Genomic DNA, 23,880 nt, shown 5'->3' with positions numbered 1-23,880 from the left:
CAAGCCTTATCTCCAAGTCGAGAACTCCATCTCACGCGATTACGAGCACTGGAAAGCTGCCGTGAAAGCCCTTGCCTGAAACCGAACCGGACCATAACTCATCGAGCGTGACTGAACGGATCCAGACCCTTCTGCGCGATCTTGAAGCCAAGCACGGCATCGAGATTCTCTATGCCTGTGAATCCGGCAGCCGGGCCTGGGGATTCGCGTCGCCGGATTCGGACTACGACATCCGCTTTCTCTACCGTCGCCCGATGCTCGACGCCTTCACCATCAGCGAGGGCAGCGACACGATCGAAATCCCCATTGAAGACGATCTTGATCCCGGCGGCTGGGACATTCGCAAGGCGCTCGGACTTCTCCAGAAGTCCAACGGCGCGCTCATTGAATGGCTTCACTCGCCGATCGTCTATCACGCCAATCCGGAGTTCCTAACAGACCTTCGAAATCTCGCTGCCGAGCATCTTTCCCGCAAAGGCCTGGCCAACCACTACCGCGGGCTCGCCGGCCAATTCTACCGCAACAAGCTTACGGCTGACATGCCTTCGGCGAAGGGCTATCTCTACTGCCTGCGCGCCCTGCTCGCCGCGCGCTTCGTGCTGGAACATGGAAAGCCGCCGCCGGTTCCCTTTGCTGAACTCATCCCCACCGCGCCCGACGATGTCGCTGAGGCCATCGACGAACTTGTCGCCTGGAAGGCCGATGCCAGCGAGAACCAGTCACCGGGCCGTCAGGTCAAGCTCGACAAGTTCATCGAAGCAAAGCTCCCTGGCATCGGAGCCGAGATGGACGCCTTGCCCGGCGACCCCACTTCACGCGCTCCCTTCAATGAGGTCCTGCATCGTTGGAGCTTGTGGCCGAAATCGACCGACACAAAGCCGGTTTACAAAAGCGAGTTCACCCTCGAGCGCGTCCGCCGATCTGATCGCCTGCTTTTCGAAGCCGTCAGTGGCAGTCGCTCGTTCGGCACTCACCACGAACGCTCCGACTTCGACCTGCGCGGCATCTTCGTTGCCCCGCCGTCTTTCCTCGGTGGTTTGGAAAGCATCGATCAGGTCAGTGATGAAAAGAGCGACGAAGTTTACTATGAAATCGGACGCTTCGTCAGTCTGCTGCTTGCCAACAACCCGAACATCATCGAGCTGCTCTTCACGCCGAAGGACTGCATTCGACACCGCCACGCCGCCTTCGATCTCCTCAAGCCGGAAGACTTCCTCTCCAAGCTTTGCCGCCAGACTTTTGGCAACTATGCCATGTCGCAAATTCGCAAAGCCCGTGGACTGAACAAGAAGATCGTCAACCCCCAGCCCGAACAACGCCACCCGCTGCGCCACTTTTGCCACATCCTCAGGGGTCAGGGGTCCGTGCGTCTCGACGAGTGGCTGGCGACGGAAGGTCTTGATGAAAATCAACTTGGCCTCGTCTCCGCACCCCACGCGACCAACACCTACGCCGTGTTTCACGACAAGGCGATGCCTACGGAAATGCGAGGCATCTTCTCACACAAGGATGAGGGAGCCATTGTCTGCTCATCGGTTGAAAAGGAAGCCGAGCCAATCGCCTGGCTGACCTGCAACCTCGATGCTTTCAAGGCCCACTGCAAGGCGCACCGCGAATACTGGCAATGGGTTGAACTGAGGAATGAAGAACGTTTCGAAACCAACACCGCCCACAACCGCGGATACGATTCGAAGAACTTGATGCACACCCTCCGCCTTCTCGATCAGGCCATCGAGATCGCAAAAGATCACCACATCACCCTTCCACGACCTAACAGCGACTGGCTCAAGCGCATCAAGAGCGGTGAATTCAGCTACGACGAACTGCTACGCATCGCCGAAGAGAAGCATGCCGAGATGGAAGCCGCCTTCGAGGCGTCATCCCTGCCAGATAGCCCCTCCCGCGAACGGGCCACTGAGATCCTGCTGGAGATCCGTCAGCAGTTCCTAACAGCCTGACTCCCATGACCGATCCCTACACCCCGCCCAGGGAGCCATCGGATCAATCGCCAGCTCCGGACACTCATCATGGCAGGCCTTGCCCCGGATGTGGGAGCCGCGATACCGGTCCCGGCATTCTGGAGCGCCGACCACATGACCTCGCCTATCTCCTGCTCCTTGGCTGGTTTTACCTCCCGAAGATCGCCTTTTCCCGCCGCACAGACACCTGTCGCAACTGCGGCGAGACCTTCAGCTACAAATCCATAGGATCATGGGTCGCGTGGGTACTCCTAGTTCTTGGCCTCCTGGTCCTTGTGGATTATTTCCTTTCCCGCTCGCAAGATACTTGAGCCGAATCTTCCCGATGGTATTCTCCCAAACAGCATGAAAAAACTGCTCTTTCTCACTATCCCGGCCCTCGTCCTCGTTTCATGCGCCGGCCTTGGCTCATCGAATACCGAACGCATGCTCGCGGCGTCAGGCTTCCAGCCAAAGACTCCGAAGACCCAGAAGCAGACCGAGATCTACGATGCCATGGAGCCCTACAAGCTCTACCACAAGGAAATCGACGGCGAAATGGTCTATGCCTACAAGGACCCCGAGCAGGGCGTCGTCTATGTCGGCGGTCCGAAAGAAAATGAGCAGTACCAGAAGTACGCCGTCGAACAACAGATCGCTCAAGACCAGCGGGTTGCTGCCGAAATGCAAATGGATGCCGCTTACGCATGGGGATCATGGAGCCCTTATGCCGGCGCCTATCGCCGCCCCTACTATTGACCGTGCAGAAGCGGGGTGCTGCGCATCCCACCTGCATGAGTGAGCGGACGCCTGCACCATGTCTGCCGATCGGCGCGGGGAGCGCTGCGTCATGTCCTCGGGGCGCTCGACATTCAAAAAATGCTCGAAATCTGAAAAAGCACTTCGGATTCGCCGGCATTTCGATTGGAATCCGCCGTCAGGCCACGCCCCCATCCGGGACACCGATGAGTGCGCGGCACTAACACGCGTGTCAACTCTGTGACGGTAAATGGGTCACAACATTTCAGCTAGATTCTATCCCTCCCCATCCTCAGGCATCCAAGCCGACCGGGCCCGCCGTCGGACCCCGCTTGCGTCCTCGTCCATGTCGGGCAAAGCAGTGGTCTTTCCTGCCTGAGCTCAACATCCTCCCGCCAAAGCACTCCCCGAGCACTCCATGAAACTCACCAAAGCGGTCATCACCGCCGCCAGCCCTGACCATCGGTCACTGCCCATCCAGACTCTCGTCGATCGTGATGGCGTCAGCCGTTCCGTTCTCGAAATCCTTCTGCGCGAAATCCACTCCACCGGTATTGAGGACGTCTGCCTGGTCATCCATCCCGGTGACGAAGCCGCCTTCCGCCGGGCAATCGCCGACACCCCGGTCCGCCTCACATTCATCGCGCAGGAAGAGCGGCTTGGCTACGGTCACGCCCTATCCCTGGCCGCCGATTTCATCAAGGGCGAGCCCTTCTTTCACGCCGTCGGCGATCACCTTTTCATCAGCAGCGATGCAAAGCGATCCTGCGCCCAGCAGCTCATCGAACTTGCCACGCTTGAAGACTGTTCGATGTCCGCCGTGCAGTCGACCCGCGAGACCGAGATCCAGCACTACGGCACCATCGCCGGCAGCCTCGAACGCAGCAGCAGTGGCGAAGCCATCTACGCCATCAAGGACGTCATCGAGAAGCCGACGCCCACGGAAGCCGAACAGAAACTCATCGTCCCCGGCCTGCGTGCCGGCCGCTACCTCACCTACTTCGGCATGCACGTGCTCAGCCCCTTGGTCATGGAGATTCTCAAGGAAAGCGTTCGCGATGCCGCTTCCTCCGGCGGAAAAGTCCAGCTGTCCCCCGTGCTTGCGGAGCTTGCCCGGCGCGAGCGCTACACCGCCCTGAAGGTCCAGGGAAGCCGGCAGGACCTGAGCCAGAAATACGGGCTTTTCCACGCTCAACTCGCCCTCGCCCTCGTCGGTTCCGAAAGCACCGCCGTGATGCAGGACATCCTCGAAATCGTCGCCCGCTCCCGCCAGTGAGCGCCTGACCCGACCCCCACCACCAGACGATGCCAGGTAAACTTATCACCCTGATCACCTCGACCGAGGACGCGATCCGAAACCAACCCCTCGATGCTTGTTGCGAAGCGCTCAGCACCGAAGAACTGCTTCAGGAATGTGTTGAACTCGATACCTTTCGCCAGGAATCGGAGAACCTCTACGAATCCGTTCGCGCTCACTTCTTCCTCTCGAACATCCACCGCTTCCACCTGCCCGAGCGCCCGGAAGTCCGCGCCTCTGGCCACGTCCCTTTCGCCGGCTACGTCCATCTGCTGGAGCGACGTTTCCCGGAAGCCATCGAGGCCTTTCTCGACGCCGCCGAAGCCGATGGCTGGAGCAGCACCATCTGCAGTGCCCTTTCCACCGCCTATCACCAACGCGCCTTCCAGGCGCTTGCCGATCAGGTCCGCACCAGCGTTCGATCGGTTCCTGGGAATCAATGGATGTTCCGCCTCGGTCATCCTCAGGATCAGCCACTCCGGATCCGGCCAGAGCTGTTAGATGCCGGCACCGGAACTCACCCCACTTTCCCCGTCCTGCAGGAGAAGACTCCGGTTCGCATGGACCTCACCCACAGCGCGTGGAGTGATATCTTCTTCCTCGGCATGGATTTCCCGGCCGGCGCCCGGGTCATCAACGTCTCCGTGGACCTCGGCATCCGCGGGCGCGAAAGCTCCCCCGAGCCCCCGATCGAGACCTTCCTCCGCGTCATCGATGAACCCGTGATCCGTCTCGTCAGTGTGGATCTCGAGGCAAACAAGGACATCACCGAGCTCGACAAGATCTTCGACTACGCCGCCGACTATCTGGGCCTGCTGAAGGCCGCCCTGGTAGCCTCTGGCTTGGTGCCTCCCGGCCTCGAAGGCTCCGGTCAGAAGCTTGGTGCGCTGCTCGAAAAACTCGTCGGCCCCGGTCGCGGGATCGAACTCGCCAGCTACGTCCGCGGCATTCCGAAGGGCTCGCGTCTTGCCGTCTCCACCAACCTTCTCGCCTCGCTCATCTCGCTGTGCATGCGCGCCACCGGCCAGACCGCCCACCTAACAGGCCCGCTTGATGAAGCAGGCCGACGCCTCGTCGCCGCCCGTGCGATCCTCGGGGAATGGCTCGGAGGTTCCGGCGGTGGCTGGCAGGATTCCGGTGGCATCTGGCCCGGCATCAAGCTCATCGCCGGGCAACCTGCCGGTGAAGGCGACGTCGAATACGGCATAAGCCGCGGCCGCCTGATGCCCGACCACGAAATCCTCGTCCCACCCAAGCTCGATCCCGACATCGCACGAAAGCTTCAGGACAGCCTGGTCGTCGTCCATGGCGGCATGGCCCAGAACGTCGGTCCAATCCTCGAGATGGTCACCGAGAAATACCTGCTCCGCTCCGGCCCCGAATGGGAGGCGCGCAAGCAAGCCATCGAGCTCTTAGGCGAAGTCCTTGAAGGGCTGAAAACCGGAGACATCCGCAAGCTCGGCGAGACCACCACCCGCAACTTCTTTGGCCCGCTGCAAACCATCATCCCCTGGTGCAGCAACCTCTTCACCGAACGCCTCATCAGCGCCAGCCGCGAACGCTGGGGCGACGACTTCTGGGGCTTCTGGATGCTCGGTGGCATGGCTGGCGGCGGCATGGGCTTCATCTTCGACCCCAAGGTCAAAGCAGCCGCCCAAGATTGGCTGTTAGAAGAGATGGTCCGTGCCAAGAACGAGCTCGCCAAGGCGCTGCCCTTCGCGATCGATCCGGTCGTCTACGACTTCACCATCAACCCCGACGGAAGCTCCGCGGAATTGCTGCGAGGCAGCGACGCCCTGCTCAAACACAGCTACTATCAGCTGATGCTCCCGCAGCTCGTCCGCCACGATCCCAAGAAGCTCAGCCGCGCCCGCCACTTCGAGCTGCAGCGCCTCGGTGAAGCCTTCCGCAGCAACGACCGCTTCCGTTCGCTCGTCCCCGAGGTCTTCCGTCGCCTCTTTCCCGAGAGCCAGGAAGAAAAGACCCACAGCGATCTCTTCGGACTCTTGGCAGCCAACGGCTTTGATTCCGATCAGCACGAGCAAATCCGCAACGATCTCCGCTCCGGCCGCATCGGGCTCGCCAAAAACCGTCTGCCCGCCAGCACCCGCATTTCCGACGTCGGTCTGGAAGAAATCAGCGACCTCACATCCAACAGCAAGGTCTCCGAAAAGCGACTCGCCCTCGGCCGCGAAGCCCTCGCCAAAGGTGAAGTCGCCGTCGTCACGCTGGCCGCCGGCGTCGGCAGCCGCTGGACCGAAGGGGCTGGCGTCGTCAAGGCCTTGCACCCCTTCTGCAAGTTCCGTGAACGCCACCGCAGCTTCCTCGAAACCCACCTCGCCAAAAGTCGCCGCATCGGCAGTGAACATGGCAGCTACCCGCCGCACATCTTCACCGCCAGCTACCTGACAGAAGCGCCACTGCGCGACTTCCTCGCCGATCACGAGCAGTTCGACTACCCCGGCGAAGTCCTCGTCTCCGGCGGTCGCTCGATTGGCCTGCGCCTCATTCCCACCGAGCGCGACCTGCGCTTTGCCTGGGAAGAACTCCCGCAGCAGACCCTCGACGAGCAGGCGCAGAAAGTCCGCGAGAGCGCCCACGCCGCACTCATCAACTGGGCCCGCAGCAGCGGCGAAGGCGCGGACTACACCGACAACCTCACCTCCCAGTGCCTGCACCCTGTCGGCCACTGGTATGAGATTCCCAACCTGCTGCTCAACGGCACCCTCGCGGATCTGTTAGAACGACAACCGCAGCTCAAGCACCTCCAACTTCACAACATCGATACGCTCGGTGCCAACCTCGATCCGGCCGTGCTCGGCCACCACATCGACTCCGGCGCCGCACTCAGTTTCGAAGTCATTACCCGCCACATCGACGACCGGGGCGGTGGACTTGCCAAAGTCAACGGCCGCCTCGAACTCGTCGAAGGTCTGGCAATGCCCGACGAGGAAGCCGAGTTCGCGCTCTCCTACTACAACTCGATGACCACGTGGATCCGCATCGACGCCCTGATCGAAGCCTTTGGGCTCAGCCGCGGCGACCTGCGCAATGAGGAGAAAGTCCGCGCAGCCATCCGCCGCATCGCCAAGCGCATGCCGACCTACGTGACCCTGAAGGACGTCAAGAAGCGCTGGGGCAGCGGTCAGGAAGACGTCTTCCCGGTCACCCAGTTTGAAAAGCTCTGGAGCGACATGACCCGCCTCGACGAACTCGACTGCCGTTTTCTGTTAGTCGACCGTCCTCGCGGTCAACAGCTCAAAGCCCAGGCCCAGCTCGACGCCTGGCTCCGCGATGGCTCGGCGGCTTATGTGGATGGTCTTTGTGAGTGGGGCTGAAATCTCAGCGCGACACAAAAGAGCCCGAAGCGGATTTCCGCTTCGGGCTCTGTCGATTAGGCGAGTCGGGTTTTAGCCCTTCTTGAAGTCGAGGCCGGGATCGCCGTCCGGGCTGCCGATCAGGCTGAAGTGCATCTCGCTGTCATCCTCGAACTTCACTTCAGATACCATCTGACTGTCGTTGGAGGTCAGGACGAGGAGGCCCTGATCGTCGAGGCCATAGGTACCATTGAGCTTGCTGTCGGTCTTTCCGTCGGAGTAGTCCCAGGTGTAGTCACCGGTCTCCTTCATGGTGAAGGTGATGGTGCCGCCCGTATCAGACTTGCTGACCCAGGTGCCAACGAGCTTGTCGAGAGGAACCGGAGTTGGAGCCACGGGTGGCATGGCTTCTTTCGCCGCTTCACCGTTGTCGGGGATCGAAGCCGCCGTGAGATCACGGAGCTGGCGGGAGATCGAATCAGCTGGCTGAAGTTCGGACGCTTTCGTGAACTCTTGGTTCGCCTTCTCCATTTCGCCACAGACCATGTAGTGGTAACCGAGGAGGAAGTGCGCATCGGCCTTGTCCGGTGAACCCTTGACGTAGTTCTCCAGATTGCGGAGTTGCTCATCGTAGGTGCTCGATGAGTCGTAGAAACCGATCATGGTGTCCCAGCTCCAACCCGGTCCGGAGGCAAGCACGGCGTTGAGCACCCCGGCGGCATCCGAATACTTGTTGAGGGCAAAGAAGACCAGTGCCCGGAACTCGTGGATCGTCACGTCATCCGGAGTGTAGCCGAGAGCCTCGTCGACGGCTGTGGACGCAGCCACATAGTCACCCTTTCTGAAAGCGACTCGCGAACGATCGAGGGCTTCATCGGACTTCGTGGCAGCCAGGTCGACTTGAGAGTCATCGCCCGGTGGATTCGCTGCGGCGGCAACGGACAAAGGCTCGGTATAGTTGACGTAGGTATTCTGAACCGGGGGCGCAGGGTAGGGGTTCTGATAGGACTTGTAGCCCATGTCGTAGATCATATTTCCCAAACTCCAAACCGCGATGCCCCACATGAAGCCTTCGGCGAAGTCGTTGTCGTGGTAATACCAGTGGTTGTGATAATAGGCACTGTTCCAACCGTAGCCCCAGTGGCCGTGATGCCAGCCGTGGCAGGTATTCGCACCCCACCATGGGCGGCCACCCCAGTAGTTCGGGCGATAGGCGAAGTTGTTGTTATTATAGAAGCGGTTGTTGACGTTGATATTAACGTTGTTGCCGATGTGGACGTTGTTTCCCCAGACGCTGTTCTTCCCTCCCCATTGGTTGTGATTCCAATTCCGGTTGTTGGCGGGAAGGGTGCTGGGACGGTTCAAGCCGTTGTTCCGTCGACCGACATTGACGTTCTTGATGTAGGTGTTGCCTCGGTTGTTGCCGATGTTGGTCCTGTTTCCAATGCTCGTCTTATTACCGATCTTTGGCTTGTTAGGATAGGAGACCATGCCGGGAAGGGTTGCAGGTCGATTGTTTCCCTGGCCGGGGCGCTGGATCCCTCCGCCGCCTTGGCCGGGGCGGTTGATGCCTCCTTGACCGGGACGTTGGACTCCGCCGCCTCCCTGGCCTGGCCGACTGATGCCTCCCTGGCCTGGACGCTCGATGCCCCCCCCTTGACCGGGTCGGTTGTTACCGCTCAGGCTCGGGCGTTCAGTGCCGCCGCCCTGGCCCGGACGAATGCCAGGCAATGTGCTGGGACGGCTAGGCGTGTTGCTTGGCTTTGAAATCGATGGCCGAGTGGCGGGCTTCGTCGTTGGTCTTGAGACCGATGGACGGGTCACGGGCTTCGTCGTTGGTCTTGAGACCGATGGACGGGTCACGGGCTTCGTCGTCGGTCTCGAAACCGATGGGCGAGTTGTCGGCCTCGTGGTGGGCCGGGAAACCGAAGGTCGCGAGACCTGCTTGGGAGCAGGACGCGCCTGAGGTCGCTGGACCCGTGAGTTTGTCATTGGGCTACGCCTTTGCACCGAGTGGCTGGCAGCAGCACCGCCTCGCGCACCACCACCGCCCCGGGCACCACCGCCACCGCCACCACCAAGGGCGTGGCCCCGTGCAAATGTCTCAGGTATGAGGAAAAATACCCCGCAGAGGAGGGCGGCAAGTTTGGTAAAAATTTTCATGGTTCGATTCATTAAGACCTTTAGTCGTTTGCGGGTTCAGGTGGACGGCGGACGAGCCGGATCTTCGTGTCAGGTTGCTTTACTCCATCAATGATCTTGTTGGTGACGGACCAGACGAGAATGTCGTCGTTTTCCGGAACAAGAGTCTGGGAAGAGGTGACGGCCTCTCCCTCGGCGGTGGTCCCTTCGGTGCGGATCAGCCATCCTTCATCGGTGGCGGTCCAAAAGTTCTGCATGCTCCCACCAAGGCTATCGAACATCCATGAGGTGATGGATTTCCGCGCTGCATTCCAACCGATACGAATCGATCCGGTCTGGGGCTCGGAGTCAGGAGCGGTGGTGAGCATTTCGCCGACGAGGAATTTGCCGGTGTCTTCCCACTGAATTGCGAGATCGAAGCGAACATCGCCGACTTGGCAGGTCCAGTCGCCGTTGAGCACTTTGGAAAGGGCAAACAATTCGCCTTCCGCATCAGTGACATCCGACAAGTCGCGGGTGCTGGCGATTTCCCAGACGCCGGAGTCGTTTTTCAGGAGGGTGGCGGTGTACTTGATCGAGCGCGGTGGGGCCCCTTCTTCCAGTGGAGTGATGTGGGCAGTGCCGTCCTCGATCGCCAGATTGGGGGCCACGAGACGGACAGAGTCGACTTCGATCGCGATACCGGGTGAGTTTTCGTTAGAGAAGAGTGCTTCGTATCGTGCCTTGATGGCTTCCCGACCTGAAGTGAGATCCTGACCGGTGAGGTCAGACATCTCGCCATCTTCGGTGAAGAGTTGCGCGATGGCGGAGGCGTCCTTTTCGTTGTAGGCAATCACAAATTGCGATGCCGCTTCGGCGAGGGCGGATATCGAGGGCGTGTCTTCCTCGGCTTTAATGCTGGAAGTCAGCAAGGCCACTGCCAGGAAGGCTTTGATGGGTGTATTCATGGATGGAGAGGAGGAAAGTTCCTACAGATTCAGGCAGTACAGCCTGAATGCGGTCTCATCCGTAGACGAGCTTGATGAGATCCGCAAGGAAGCACATCGTATGCTGGTGATGATTCTCCCGATCCTCAGGTCTCCACTCGACCGGCCTACCGATCCGAGCGATCCATCGGAAGCGACCACTCTAAATTGCTCATTTTTCCCCCTTCCTCATTCCCTTCTGGGCGCGTCACCCAGCTCTTCCGTGGTGGAAACGAAATGACCTCAAGCGCTTCCTACATCACGACGAGAATACACGGGGGCTCCTCAGGGATGCCATTCACGAAGCTGATCGATTTCACAAGGCTATTTATATCCGGAGCACCTGCGTTCCTATCTTTTGGCTCCTCAGCCCTTGATTTTGAGTATACCGCTTGAGGTCGGAAATGACAAAAAAGCCTCTCTCTCGACTCCTGATCCTTTGCCTGATCCTCGCTGAGCTCGTGGTTCCCGCATTTGCCAGCCTCGAATTCACCTTTAACCAAGCGTCTGATGTCGCCATCACGGCACCGAGCTATACCGCAAGTGGAGCCCTCGATCTGACGCTCAACTTTCAGCCCACACCCGGACAGAATCTTACAGTGGTGAAAAATACCGGGGTGCCCTTCCTATCCGGCACCTTTGATGGCGTTCCTCAAGGCGCCACCGTCCCGCTGACATTCAACGGCACCACCTACCACTATATCGCCAACTACTTCGGCGGGAATGGCCGAAGCCTGGTGCTCCAGTGGCCTGATCTGCAGATGGTCGGCTGGGCTTGGGACAACTCACTCGACGAAACCAGCACACCTTCGCAACTGACCCATGAAGGTGAGTTGGCCGGCAAGTCGATACTCTCAGTGGCTCCGGGGGGCGATTACACGCTGGCCCTGACAGCGGACGGAGAAGTGTTTGCGTGGGGCCGCAACACCTATGGCCAACTCGGAAATGGCACGACCGAATCCAGTGATGTCCCGGTCCAAGTGGAGGCCAGCGGAGCCTTGGCAGGAAAGACCGTGGTGGCCATCGCCGCTAGCAGCGTGCACAGCCTCGCCCTCACATCCGACGGCAAGGTCTTCGCCTGGGGTGACAATGGTTCCGGAAGACTGGGCGACGGCACGACAGAAGGCAGCCGAACTCCCGTGGCGGTGGATACCAGCGGTGCCCTGGCGGGTAAAAGTGTCGTGGCCATCGCGGCGGGCCAGTATCACAGCCTGGCGCTTACTTCGGATGGGCTGGTCTTCGCGTGGGGATATGGGTTTCAAGGACAGCTCGGAAATGGGCTGATCGACAACCATCACAGTCCGGTGCCGGTCGACACCTCAGGCGTTTTGGCGGGAAAGACGGTCACCGGCATTTCCGCCGGTTTCACCCACAGCGCGGCCGTCACCTCGGAGGGCAAGGTCATCACCTGGGGATTCAATTCCACTGGCCAACTGGGAAACAATAGCACCAGTCCCAGCCCGGTGCCGGTGCAGGTGGTCGCCACCGGCAGTCTCGCCGGCAAGAGCGTCTCCGCCATCTCCGCCGGTGCCAACTTCAACCTGGCTCTAACAAGCGATGGGCAGGTTCACGCGTGGGGATCGAACGGCAGTGGCCAGCTCGGGATTGGGAGCAGCGCCAGTAGCCTGGTTCCCGCTCTAGCAGGGGGTTCCCTTTCCTCAAAATCGGTGATCTCAATCGCAGCTGGAGACGCCCATTCCACGGCACTCACATCCGATGGCCAGCCGCACGTCTGGGGATCTGACGGCTATGCCCAATTGGGAAATGGGGCAGACCAACAAGGCTCCGCATTGTCCCCGGTGCCAGTGCCGGGTCTTGGTCCATCTTCCGGACGTTGGATTGCGGCCTTTTTCTCAGGAAGAAACCGCTGCTACGCCTTGGCGGACCCCGGCCCGCCACAGATGCGGGTACATCCGCTGAATCTAGCGGCGAACCCCGGCGCGGCGGCCACTTTTAGCGCAGCAGTCGCTCATCCATTCCCAACAACCGTCCAGTGGCAGATCAGCACCACTGGAGCCGGCGGACCTTTCGTCGACATCACCGACGAAGCCTCTGCCAACACCCGGGCTTTGTCGCTCAGCGACACCACCGGCATCGCGGACGGCTCGGCATTCCGCGCCGTTTTTTCCAGCCTCTCCGGCAGCGCGACGAGCCATCCGGCGACCTTTCATGAGGCCTCCTGGCCTGCCTCCTTTTCGGCCTCAGCCGGACCATTGGCGACAGTAAGCTCCGCATCGGTCTCAGGAAACCTATCCCCGATCCTGAGCTTCGAACCAACACCTGGCACCGACCTCACCGTCATCTGGAACACCGGTCCGGCCCCCATCCACGGCCGTTTTTCCGACATCCCTCAAGGCGCCACCGTCCCGCTGACGTTCAACGGCATCACCTACCACTACATCGCGAACTACTACGGCGGCAACGGCCGTAGCTTGGTCCTCCAATGGCCGGCGATGGGTCTCGTAGGATGGGGCAGCAATGGCTCAGGAGTTCTCGGCGACATCGGCACCTCGTCTCAGAACCCCCCGGTCGAGATTCCGCTCGCCGGACCCATGGTCGGCAAAACCGTGTCCGATATCTCCATGTCGGGTGGTCATGCCCTCGCCCTGACATCAGACGGCATGGTCTTCGCATGGGGAAACAACGGCAACGGCCAGCTCGGAAACAACTCCACCACGGGGAGCCATCTCCCCGTGGCCGTGGACACCAGCGGAGCGCTCAATGGCAAAACCGTCGTCGCCATCGCCGCCGGCGCCAGACACAGCCTGGCAATCACCGCAGAAGGCCGCGTCCTGATCTGGGGAAAACTCCGCAGCAGCATTAGCGGAACCGATCACAGCCTAACACCTACCGAACTCAGCCCCGATGGAGCGCTTCATGACAAGATCGTCGTCGCGGTGTCGGCCGGGGGAGACTTCGATCTGGCATTAACCTCCGAAGGGGAGATCTACGGCTGGGGGGCGGGGGACTCCTACCAACTGGGAACGAACGGCCAGTACCATGCCGATCCGGTCCGTATCGATCCGGGCGAGATCGGCACCACGCCCGTGGTCGCCATTGCGGCCGGGAACCGTCACGGCGCAGCGCTGACTCAGGATGGCGTAGTATTTTCCTGGGGCTCGGCATCGGAGGGAGCACTCGGAAATGGTGGCGGACCCCCCTCGTTCGGTTCCCCGCTTCCTACTCCGGTCGACACAAGCGGCGTGCTCGCAGATAAATTCATCACCGCCATCGCCGCAACGGACTCCCGCAGCATGGCCGTGTCATCGGAGGGCGAAGTCTTCGGCTGGGGCCGAAATTGGGCTGGCGAACTGGGAAATGGGACGACCACCCTCAGCTGGGTGCCGGTCGCCGTCGACACCAATGGCGTGCTCGCGGGCAAAGCCGTCGCCTCGCTCAGCCTGAGCGACTCACACACCATGGCGCTGACGACCACTGGTGAACTCTTTGCCTGGGGCGACAATGGATCCCGTGAACTGGGGGACGGCGGATGGACGGATAGCTCGGTCCCTGTTGCCGTCGACACGACAGGCATCATGGCGAATCTCCGCTTCACCCGCGTTGTCGCTGGGTGGAATTCCTCAGTCGCACTTGCCGGGCGTGGTGCCCCCACGGTGATCCGTCAACCGCTGGACCTGATGGTGGCCGCCGGTCAGTCCGCGACCTTCACCGCCGCGGCAGAGGACCCGTTTCCTTTCACGGTGAGGTGGCAGGTCAGCCCTACGGGAATGGCCGGAACCTTTGGCGACCTGCCTGACAACTCGGGCACCTTGACCCTTCCTGAAGTCACGGCGGATCAAGACGGCTGGGCTTACCGCGCGGTCTTCACCAACGCCGCCGGCGAGCGCGCCTCCACTCCCGCTCTGCTGCGAATCGTCGAATGGTCGGCCACACTTTCCTCCGCCTCCCCTGCTCCCTTTGAAGCCCCGCGGATCCATGCCTCCGGCACGCTGGACCTCCAACTTGATTTCGTCCCGCCCGCCGGCACGAACCTCATGCTGGTGGAAAACACCGGACCTTCGTTCATCGATGGTGCCTTCGAAAACATTCCGCAAGGAGGCCTCATCAACCTTACTCACCATGGAGTCACCTATCCCTTCATCGCTAACTATCATGGAGGAAATGGCCGAAGCCTGGTCCTCCACTGGCCCTGGACCTCCGTCGCCGCCTGGGGGTCGAGCATCGCAAACGTTCCTACCTACGTAGCCACGCGCCCGGCACTCGCCGAAAAAACGATCACCGACCTCAAGTCGGGCCGCAGCCATCAGCTCGCCCTAACAACCGAAGGAAAGGTCTTTTCCTGGGGCTCTAACAACCGAGGCCAGCTTGGCAACACCCTCACCACCTCAAACCAAGTCCCCGGCCAAGTGAAGGACGATGGCATCCTTGCGGAGAAGACGGTCGTCACCATCGCTACAGGTGAGTATCACAACCTCGCGCTCTCGGCGAATGGTGAAGTCTTTTCATGGGGTGAAAACTCCCAAGGCCAGCTCGGCAAGGGCAGTTCCTTGGACTACAGCGCCCAGCCGGTTGCCGTCATCGCCGACGGTGCACTGGCCGGGAAAATCGTTACCGCCATCGCCGCCGGTGACAATCACAGTCTCGCGCTCACGGCCGATGGCCTAGTTTTCGCCTGGGGCGACAATGGCCAGGACCAACTGGGCACGATCAATTGGCAAGACAGTCTCGTTCCCGCTGCCGTTGATACCCGCGGCGCACTTCTCGGAAAATCCGTCGTAGCCATCGCCGCCGGCGACAAACACAGCCTCGCTCTCACAAGCGATGGAGAAATCATCGCTTGGGGCGAAAACATTGCCGGTCAACTCGGCGACGGCAGCACCATCGACCCGCGGATTCCGGTGAAGGTCGATATGACTGGCGCGCTCGCCGGAAAACGGGTGGTCGCCATTGCCGCCGGAGAAGGTCACAGCCTTGCCCTGACCGATGACGGTCTGGTCTTCGCCTGGGGAGAAAACTACCACGGCCAACTCGGTGACAACACCGCTCCTACGAACAGCTCGGTGCCTGTTGCCGTCGCCACCGATGGCGCGCTGTCCGGGAAATTCGTCACGGCTATTTCCGCAGGTGGCGATCATTGCATGGCCCAGACTGCGGATGGCGCGATCGTTTCCTGGGGCTTGAATTCCTCGGGTCAGCTCGGCAATGACAGCAGGGTGAATAGTCCGGTGCCGGTAAGCGTCGTCTCCACCGGCATCCTCCAAAGCGCGACGGTGCAGTCGATCGTGTCCGTCGGCATTCGGAGCTTCGCCCTGCTTGGCGTGGCAGCCTCACCCTATGTCACGGTGAACCCGGAGGACCTCTCATTCATCCTTGGTGACGGTGCCGACACCACAGTGGCGACATTCGATGGCGATGCCCTCGACCCGCTACCGATTTCCATCCAGTGGCAGCAGGCCGACCCAGATGAAGAGTTCACCGACATCACGGACAACCCAAGCGCCAGCACCTCAAAACTTCAACTCGGTGGTCTATCTGAATCTCAAGATGGACATCAGTATCGCGCTATTTTCACCAACCTTGGCGGCACGAATGCCACCATGCCCGCGACACTGAATATCATCTCGGCGGAATCGCCCGTGACGTTCCAAAGCCCAGACCAAGTGCCATTCACGGCATCATCGCCAACGCTTGCCGGAACACTGGATCTAAGCCTCGGATTCGCTCCGGTCCCAGGCGTGGAGCTGACGGTCATCCGCAACACCGGTAGCGCGTTCTTCAGTGGGAGTTTCTCGAACCTCGTGCAAGGGGCGACGATTCCACTCAACTTCGACGGCATCAGCCACTCATTCACCGTGGACTATTTCGGTGGAAACGGCCGCAGCCTGGTGCTGCGCTGGACCGACACGCTCCCTATTGCATGGGGTCGTGGTTCGTATGGCCAGGTCGGCGCAGGCACCAACACCACCACCAACAAAACTTCAGTCGCCGTCGACACCAGCGGCGTGATGTCCGGGAAGTCCGTGGTGAAAGTTGCCGCCGGTGCGGACCACAGCCTGGCGCTCACCTCAGACGGTCGGGTTTTCGCATGGGGTTCCAACAGCTCCGGCAAACTTGGAAATGGCACCAGCAGCTCGAGCAGTGTTCCGGTCGAAGTCGATCACAGCGGCGAACTCTCCGGCAAGCGGGTCATCGGCATCGCGGCGGGCAGCAATCACAGCCTCGCTCTAACAAGCGATGGCCACGTTGCCGCATGGGGCTCGAACTTCAACTACACCCTCGGGAATGGCGGGACTGCCAGCAGCGCCACACCCGTCGCCGTTTCCCGTAGCGGGGTACTCGCTGGAAAAACCGTGACCGCCATATCCTCCGGCTCGGTTCACAATGTCGCACTAACTTCCGACGGCAGCTTGATCACCTGGGGATCGAATCAGTACGGCCAACTGGGCACTGGCAGCACCATGGGCTCCCCGACCCCGGTGGAGATTTCCAACAGCGGAGATTTGGCGGGCCGGAGCGTGGTCTCCATCGCCGCCGGAGGCAACCACACCCTCGTTCTCACCGCCGATGGTCGCATCTATAGCTGGGGGGCGAATCAGGACGGGCAGCTCGGAGGTTCGAGTTATTCGTCATCCATCCCGTTGCCCGTCAGCGGTGACGGCCTGATCGATGGAAAGACCGTTGTCGCGATCGCCGCCGGAGCCGCTCACAGTCTGGCCGTGACATCCGATGGCAGGGTCTATGCCTGGGGTGACAATCGATCAGACCAGCTTGGAACCGGCAGCTTCTTCGGCAGCTCCATTCCGACGGCGGTTGGAACCGACGGCCTGCTGGCCGGAAAAACGATCGTCGCCGTTGCCGCCGGGGATGGCCACTCGCTGGCCATCAGCTCGGATGGCCTCGGCTATGCCTGGGGATCGACCCGATATGGCGAACTTGGCGACAACAGCAGCTTCAGGCCCATGAATAGTCCGGTAGCCATAAGTGCCCTTGGAGCCCATGGCAACCGCCCCTTGATAGCCATCGCCGCCGGAGGTTCGCACAGCCTTGCCATTGCTGGCAAAGGCACCGCGCCCACCGTCGCCGAGCAACCGGGATCGCTCAGGGTCAACGCAGGAGATCATGCCACCTTCACCGCCACTGCGGATGGCTATCCCGCGCCGACCGTTCGTTGGCAACGCAGCATCACCGGCCCCGGCGGGGCCTATGCCGACCTCGCGGGCCAAATGACTTCAACATTGGAACTTGATAACATCACCGCCAACCAGAACGGTTATGCCTACCGCGCGGTGTTTACCAATTTGGAAGCCAGCACGAACAGCAGCGATGCGACTCTGGACGTCGATGCGAATTTTGCCTCATTCCTTGCTTCCCGTAGCCTGCCTCCAGAATCGCAACCAATGGACGATCCATTCGAAACGGGCATTCCCCACATCCTGTCCTACGCCTTCGATCTGAATCCAGCGGCTCCCACTCGGTCGAGCCTTCCCTTCGCCACACCTGTCGCCGGCCGCCTTCAGATTTCCTACACTCGCTGGAAAAACGCCCCCGACCTGCAATACACCGTCGAGGCCAGCACCGGACTTGGCACCTGGATTTCAGGCCCTGGCAACACCGAAGTCGTCTCGGTAACCTCACTCGACAGCGCCCGCGAAACCGTCGTCGAACAGGAAATCCTGAACGACCCCAGCCCAGCCCGCTTCCTGCGTGTCCGGGTGGAACAAGTCGATCCCTGAAGGAAACAGGAACAACTCGCGAGCGCCGCAGAACCGCAGGGCGTCAGGAAAGCAGGTCGCGGATCATCGAGTGCCAGTGGTTTCAGTTTAAGCAACAAATCGATGGCTCGCGCAGTGGCTAGGGTCCCATCTTCATCACCCGGTTTCCCTTGCCTTCGTCTTCGACGGGACCATTGGAACGAATGATGCAGTTGCGCACGTTCTTCTTGAGGATGAGCTTGGCGCTGGAGTGGTTCTCGATGGTGGAATCGACCAACTCCTTGTCGCCACCGCAGATCAGATAGTTTGCTTCCTCGGGCAGCGGCCGTTCGGTCCCATCCCGGATGATGAACTTGCAGTTTTTCCCGCAGATTTTTCCCAAGCTGGATCGCGGCGTCGGCTTGGATCCCTCCGGCGGACTGAGCAGCGTGACTTCGTAGCCGGCATTCTCAGGCAAATCGCCGCGGGTAAGATTGAAGAGCGGGTTATAGGCGACATCACCACGGCAGTCCTTCATCACGATGCGGCTTCCGGGGGTGGCCGACACGTCGAAGGAGAAATCACCGCTCTCGAGCACCGTCACATTTTCCAAATAGACATCGCCAGTGCACAGCAACTGGATCGAACCGCGCATCCGCTCGACGGTGGTGTTGATCACCTTGATGTTCTTCACGTCTTCATAGGAGCGGATGCCATCTTCTGTTAGAGGGATCACCTCACCCCGGGGGATGGGCTGCTTTTTCCGATAGAGCATGTAAAAGTCGTTCTCCACGGCGCGGCCGACACGTTCCTTAAAAATATCGTCGGTCGGCCTGAGCACTCCCGTGAAAGCGCAGTCTTGGATCAAGGCGCCGTCCACGGTATGGAAATGCACGCAGTGCCCAAAGGACTGATGATAGACTTTGCAGCGGATCAGCTCGGTTCCGTTGGCATGATCAATCGACATGAAGGCATGCTTGTTGAGGCGTCCGAAACTCCCGCTCCCCTTCCCGTAAAAATCCGTGTAGCCGTAGGGCACCGATCCTTTGATGACGAAGGTGCAGTCGATGAAGCGATTGCCATCGCCGCAGACTTCAAACTCGTTCTCGGTGACCCGGTAAGTTGGATAGGGCATGTCGAGGACGTTGCGAAAATACCCGCCGATGAAGGTGTTTTTCGCTCCATTGATGTGCCAGGAATCCGCGATATGGGTTCTTCCGGTGAGCTTGCTCTGAACCGAAACCGGAGTCTCAATGACCACGCCACGGAGGTCGAAAAAATTGTTCGATCCATTGACCGCGAAAATGTGTTCCTGATAGCCCTCCCTCTGATTGCCTCCGACTCCGATGCTTGCGCGATCCTTCGGCAAGCTCACCGGTGGATCGGCCGATTCGGCGCGATAGATGCCCGGCTTCATGCGGATCTTCTGATTGCTCTTCTTCGTCACTTCGCGGAACTCATCAAGCGTCGTGATCAGGCGATAACCCGAGCGGATTTCAAAATCCTCCGTCGGCTCCGGTGGCGGCGGGGGCATCCGGGCATTCACCACCATCGGCGGGTTCTCGGTATGCTGAAGCCCCGGGTCGAAAACATCATCCTGTGCCAGCAGCGGCGACAGCAGGGAGACGAGCGCCGCTGGCCCTAGCAGGCGGCCGACGATGGCTCGTGCAGAGCGCGCGGTCCGGATTGGTTGCACGTCTTTTCTCGAGGAACTATGGAAATGATAATGCACTCCCTTCCTTTTCCACGAATGCCTAGTGCCGATCAACCCGCCAATGCCCTGGCTTCGATCACCCTGTAAACTCTGCTTCCCGCAGCAGCCACATACCTCCTAATCCTCCGGCGACGGTGTGAAAACCAGGCACTTGAGCGAGCTTTCGGGCCGGATGTCATCGAAACCCGGCGCCCTTGGAAGCCGTTTCGACCACTGGTAATCCGAGAACCATTCCGTGAGAAACGATGCGTCGAGATGGGGCGCATTCAGGCAGGCGAGAATCTTCGAATCCGGATGCGCGAGCTCGGATAGCCGGCGCACCATCTTTGGGTAATCCTTCTCCGCAACAAAGCTGCCCACCTGGTTCGACGGTGGATCGATCACAATCAGATCGTAGGGAGCACCGCGTTTCAGTTTCCCCCATGACTTGAAAAGATCGTGGGCAAGATAGCTCGCACGTCGGCAGGTCTCCTCATCAAAATTGAGCCGATGGTTTTCCCTGCCGGTCGCGAGAGCTCCGCTGGCCATGTCGAGATTGACCACCGATTCCGCGCCACCGGCGATGGCCGCGACCGAGAGCGAGCAGGTGTAGGCAAACAAGTTGAGCACTCGCTTGCCTGCGGCATTCTCCCGGACCCAGTCGCGTCCCGGTTTCATATCGAGAAAGAAGCCGTGGTTCTGATTGCGTTGGAGATTGAGGTGAAAGCGAAGCCCCGATTCCTTGGCGACGGGAGCATCCGGCAGCTGGCCGAAGATCAATCGTTTGGGCGCCCCGCGCAGGTGGCGCTCCTGGACGACGATCCCCTTCACTTCGGGAGACTCCTCGGCGGCATCCATCAACTCCTTCAGGAGGCGGCGCTTGGAATCCTTCTCGGCATAAAAAGTGACAAGCAAGGTCGGTGAAAACCAATCGATGGCGAGGTGTTCGAGTCCCGGGAAGCGCCCGCCTCGACCGTGGAGCAAGCGACAGCTCTCCCGCCCGAGTTGCTGAAGAGAAGGGAGTGGGGCCATGGCTTGCGCTGGGATGCTAGGCCCATGCCCGCCGGAGTCGAGGGCGCAGCGCTGAGCTCGGAAGGAGAAGGAAAAGCATTGGAACAAGCCGAGATGCCCGCTTGTCTCGCACGAAGTAGATGACGAACGCTGAACCCCCGATTCACGAAACCTGCATGGGCTTTTGCCGCACTTGCGGCGTCGTCCACTCCCTACCCGAAGGACGGGCCGCCGATCATGGGCGGGAAATGATGGATCTGTTCTCAAGAATCCGACGCCTCGACTACTTGGCTTCGGACGAGGAAGCGGATCCGCAACTCTCCTTCGACTATCTCTTTCAAGAGGGGCGTGGTCACATGTTCGGAGTTCTCGATTGCCTCGACCCCGAGGGAAATCAGGTCGTCCTGCGGGCCTTCTCGTCGCTACGCGACGGCGTTCGGCACATCGCAGGATGGGTGCCACCGATCCACAGCGACGAGCTGTGGGATGAGGTGGTTCTCCCCGCTCAAGCTGAGATCAAAGCACTGACTCGGAAGATCCATGCCAACGCCCACGACCCCGCCACCGCCGTCGGCATCCGGGAGGAGCGAAAGAGGATCTCCCGCGGACTGGTGGCCACCGTCCAGGACCAGCTGCTTTTCACGAACTTCCGGGGCGAACAACGATTCCTCCGGGACGTTTTTTCTAACAGCGGCGACATTCCCGGTGGCGTTGGTGATTGCTGCGGGCCCAAGCTGCTCAACCACGCCGCCCTCATGCGGCTCAAGCCGATGGGATTGGCGGAATTCTACTGGGGAGCCTCCACCCCAAGCGGATCCAGAGTACAGGGAAGATTTTATCCCTGTTGCCAGGAGAAGTGCCAACCCATACTGGGATTCATGCTTTGCGGAATCGATGAACTCTCCTGACACCCATCTCGAAATCATCCACGAAGATCCCGACTTCGTGGTCGTCAACAAGCAGAGCGGCATGCTCTCCGTTCCCGGAAGAGGTCCGGAGAAAACCGACAGCGTCGCAACCCGGGTAAAACGGCTCTACCCCGGCTGCATCGAGCAACCTGCGGTCCACCGGCTCGACATGGATACCTCCGGCCTGCAGTTGCTCGCGCTCAATGCCGACGCCCACAGGACGCTCAGCCGCCAGTTCGAACAGCGAAAAACCAGCAAGCGCTACATCGCGCTGTTAGATGGAATCCTCGAAGCGAACGCCGGCACCATCGAGCTGCCCTTCCGGCTCGATGTCGACAATCGGCCCATCCAGATCTACGACGAGGTGCACGGAAAGATCGGCATCACTCACTGGGAAAAGATCGGAATAGAAAATGGCCGGACACGGATTTCCTTTGTCCCGATCACCGGGCGAACCCACCAACTGAGGGTTCACTCGGCGCACCCCAAGGGCTTGGGAATCCCGATCGTCGGCGACACCTTTTATGGCGACGGCAAGAAATCGGGAGAACTCCGACTTCATGCCACAGAGCTAGGCTTCGAACATCCCCGAACCGGCGAGACGCTCCGCTTCGAATCAAGTCCCGGCTGGTAGGATGGTCCCTCGGGGACTCACTTCCTCGTTCCCTTGGGATCCTTGTCTTGAACCTTCAGCTCGGTCCGCAGTCTTTTGAGCTCCTTCTCAAGAACTTTCCGGGTCTCGGCGTATTCGGGATTATCGTAGACGCTTTTCATTTCGTGAGGATCCTTTTCAAGATCATATAACTCCCAGTAGTCATAGGGCTTGTAGACATGGACGAGCTTGTAACGGTCCGTGACCACACCGTAATGGCGCGGCACGCTATGAACTCCGGGAAATTCGTAGTAATGATAATAGAAGCTCTCCCTCCAATCCTCTGGCTCATTTCCCTTTAAAAGAGGCACCAGGCTGCGCCCCTGCATTTCAGATGGAATGGCAACACCGGCGGCTTCCAGAAAGGTCTCTGCAAAGTCGAGGTTCGAAACGATCCTCTTGCTCGTGCTGCCAGGCTTGACGACCTCCGGCCAACGGACCAGCAGCGGAGTGCGCAGGGATTCCTCAAAGATCCAGCGCTTGTCGAACCAGCCGTGCTCACCGAGATAGAACCCCTGATCCGAGGAATAGACAACGATCGTGTTTTCATCGAGCCCACTCTCCTTCAGGTAATCGAGGATCTTTCCGACGCCATCATCCACCGAAGAAATGCAGCTCAGGTAATCGTGCATGTAGCGCTGGTACTTCCAGCGGATCAGATCCCGCCCTTCCAGCTTCGCCTTTCGAAAGGCTTCATTCCTCGGCTCATAGTAAGCATTCCATTTCTCACGATGCTCCTTGGGGATCGACGAGGAAGGTTTCAGCTTCATGTCGCCGTCGTGCATCGTCTTGGCAATCGACATATCCTGCTCGCTCACGCCCTTGCCACGGCCGGAGTAATCATCGAAGAGAGTTTCCGGTTCGGGATACTGATGGTTGTTGGAGGGATCAAGTTTCGCGGTATCCGGCGACCAGTTGCGATGCGGCGCCTTGTGGTGGCACATCAGCAAAAAGGGACGGGAGGGATCGCGCTGCTTGAGCCAGTCGATGCTCAGATCGGTGATGATGTTGGTGACATAGCCGTGCTCACGAATCTTCTCCCCGTTCTTGATCATCGGTGGATTATAATACTGACCTTGGCCCGGAAGAATCTGCCAGTGATCGAATCCCGTAGGATCCGAGCCGAGATGCCATTTTCCGATCATCGCCGTCTGATAGTTCGCGGCCTGAAGGAGCTTGGGAAAGGTCGTCTGGCTCCCATCAAAACGGCAGCCACTGTTGTCGATGAAACCGTTGATGTGGTTGTAGGTGCCGGTCATGACCGTCGCGCGGCTCGGACCACAGATCGAGTTCGGCACGAGACAGCGGTCGAAGCGCATGCCTTCATTGGCAAGGCGATCGATATTCGGAGTTTGATTCAAACCCGAGCCATAGGCGCTAACCGCCTGCCAGGCATGGTCATCGGAAAAAATGAATACGATGTTCGGTGGATTTTTCGCCTGCAGTGAAGCACTTGGCAACAGCAAGCCTGCCATGGCGAAAAACAGAGCGTGGGCAATTCGGAAGGCCTTCATGAATGATCAAAG

At 60.0% G+C, this 23,880-nt stretch carries 13 protein-coding genes; 8 read left to right on the top strand and 5 right to left on the bottom strand.

All coding sequences use genetic code 11. From position 1 onward, the window contains the following. Positions 1-107: 107 nt before the first annotated feature. The 4 genes from ACFQY0_RS10470 (at position 108) to ACFQY0_RS10455 (ending at position 7,352) form a co-directional block, all read left to right on the top strand. Entirely contained in the window at positions 108-1,958 is a 1,851-nt protein-coding gene (locus ACFQY0_RS10470; RefSeq protein ID WP_379712034.1) for a DNA polymerase beta superfamily protein, read from the top strand. 366 nt (positions 1,959-2,324) lie between these two features. Further along, positions 2,325-2,717 (top strand): hypothetical protein, encoded by a 393-nt coding sequence (locus ACFQY0_RS10465; RefSeq protein WP_379712032.1) that lies wholly within the window; start codon positions 2,325-2,327, stop codon positions 2,715-2,717. 418 nt (positions 2,718-3,135) lie between these two features. Further along, complete coding sequence (locus ACFQY0_RS10460; protein WP_379712030.1) at positions 3,136-3,993, top strand: sugar phosphate nucleotidyltransferase; 858 nt, start codon at positions 3,136-3,138, stop codon at positions 3,991-3,993. 29 nt (positions 3,994-4,022) lie between these two features. Continuing rightward, the gene (locus ACFQY0_RS10455; protein ID WP_379712028.1) at positions 4,023-7,352 is read left to right on the top strand and encodes a UTP--glucose-1-phosphate uridylyltransferase; all 3,330 of its coding nucleotides are present in this window, start codon (positions 4,023-4,025) and stop codon (positions 7,350-7,352) included. Positions 7,353-7,424: 72 nt separating this feature from the next. Here the strand turns inward: ACFQY0_RS10455 and ACFQY0_RS10450 are convergent, their stop codons facing one another. Next, positions 7,425-8,822 carry a tetratricopeptide repeat protein gene (locus ACFQY0_RS10450; RefSeq protein WP_379712026.1) on the bottom strand — a complete coding sequence of 466 codons (1,398 nt, stop codon included), beginning with the start codon at positions 8,820-8,822 and terminating at the stop codon, positions 7,425-7,427. Positions 8,823-9,051: 229 nt separating this feature from the next. Between ACFQY0_RS10450 and ACFQY0_RS10445 the strand changes: the two genes are divergently transcribed. After that, positions 9,052-9,297 (top strand): hypothetical protein, encoded by a 246-nt coding sequence (locus ACFQY0_RS10445; RefSeq protein WP_379712024.1) that lies wholly within the window; start codon positions 9,052-9,054, stop codon positions 9,295-9,297. A 217-nt stretch (positions 9,298-9,514) separates the two neighbouring features. Here ACFQY0_RS10445 and ACFQY0_RS10440 read toward each other — a convergent pair whose 3' ends face one another. Beyond that, complete coding sequence (locus tag ACFQY0_RS10440) at positions 9,515-10,420, bottom strand: YybH family protein (protein ID WP_379712022.1); 906 nt, start codon at positions 10,418-10,420, stop codon at positions 9,515-9,517. Positions 10,421-10,842: 422 nt separating this feature from the next. Between ACFQY0_RS10440 and ACFQY0_RS10435 the strand changes: the two genes are divergently transcribed. After that, complete coding sequence (locus ACFQY0_RS10435; protein ID WP_379712020.1) at positions 10,843-18,132, top strand: RCC1 domain-containing protein; 7,290 nt, start codon at positions 10,843-10,845, stop codon at positions 18,130-18,132. A 118-nt stretch (positions 18,133-18,250) separates the two neighbouring features. On the opposite strand, the gene ACFQY0_RS10430 is transcribed toward ACFQY0_RS10435, so the two are convergent. Both ACFQY0_RS10430 and ACFQY0_RS10425 read right to left on the bottom strand, forming a co-directional pair. Beyond that, on the bottom strand, positions 18,251-19,786 hold the full coding sequence (locus ACFQY0_RS10430) for a hypothetical protein (protein ID WP_379712018.1): 1,536 nt from the start codon (positions 19,784-19,786) through the stop codon (positions 18,251-18,253). Positions 19,787-19,921: 135 nt separating this feature from the next. After that, a complete protein-coding gene (locus ACFQY0_RS10425) occupies positions 19,922-20,815 on the bottom strand; it encodes a class I SAM-dependent methyltransferase (protein ID WP_379712016.1) in 894 nt (297 codons plus the stop codon). 119 nt (positions 20,816-20,934) lie between these two features. Here ACFQY0_RS10425 and ACFQY0_RS10420 point away from each other — a divergent pair, with 119 nt between their 5' ends. Continuing rightward, positions 20,935-21,702 (top strand): hypothetical protein, encoded by a 768-nt coding sequence (locus ACFQY0_RS10420; RefSeq protein ID WP_379712014.1) that lies wholly within the window; start codon positions 20,935-20,937, stop codon positions 21,700-21,702. Beyond that, entirely contained in the window at positions 21,689-22,336 is a 648-nt protein-coding gene (locus ACFQY0_RS10415) for an RluA family pseudouridine synthase (RefSeq protein ID WP_379712012.1), read from the top strand. Before ACFQY0_RS10420 ends, ACFQY0_RS10415 begins: the two co-directional genes overlap by 14 nt. A gap of 17 nt (positions 22,337-22,353) precedes the next feature. Here the strand turns inward: ACFQY0_RS10415 and ACFQY0_RS10410 are convergent, their stop codons facing one another. After that, the gene (locus ACFQY0_RS10410; RefSeq protein WP_379712010.1) at positions 22,354-23,868 is read right to left on the bottom strand and encodes a sulfatase family protein; all 1,515 of its coding nucleotides are present in this window, start codon (positions 23,866-23,868) and stop codon (positions 22,354-22,356) included. Positions 23,869-23,880: the final 12 nt, after the last annotated feature.

It is taken from the genome of Haloferula chungangensis (genome assembly GCF_042664875.1).
In the GTDB taxonomy this organism is placed as follows: domain Bacteria; phylum Verrucomicrobiota; class Verrucomicrobiia; order Verrucomicrobiales; family Akkermansiaceae; genus Haloferula; species Haloferula chungangensis.
The sequence above is the reverse complement of the archived record's forward strand: the minus strand, read 5'-3'. Positions and strand labels throughout refer to the sequence as shown.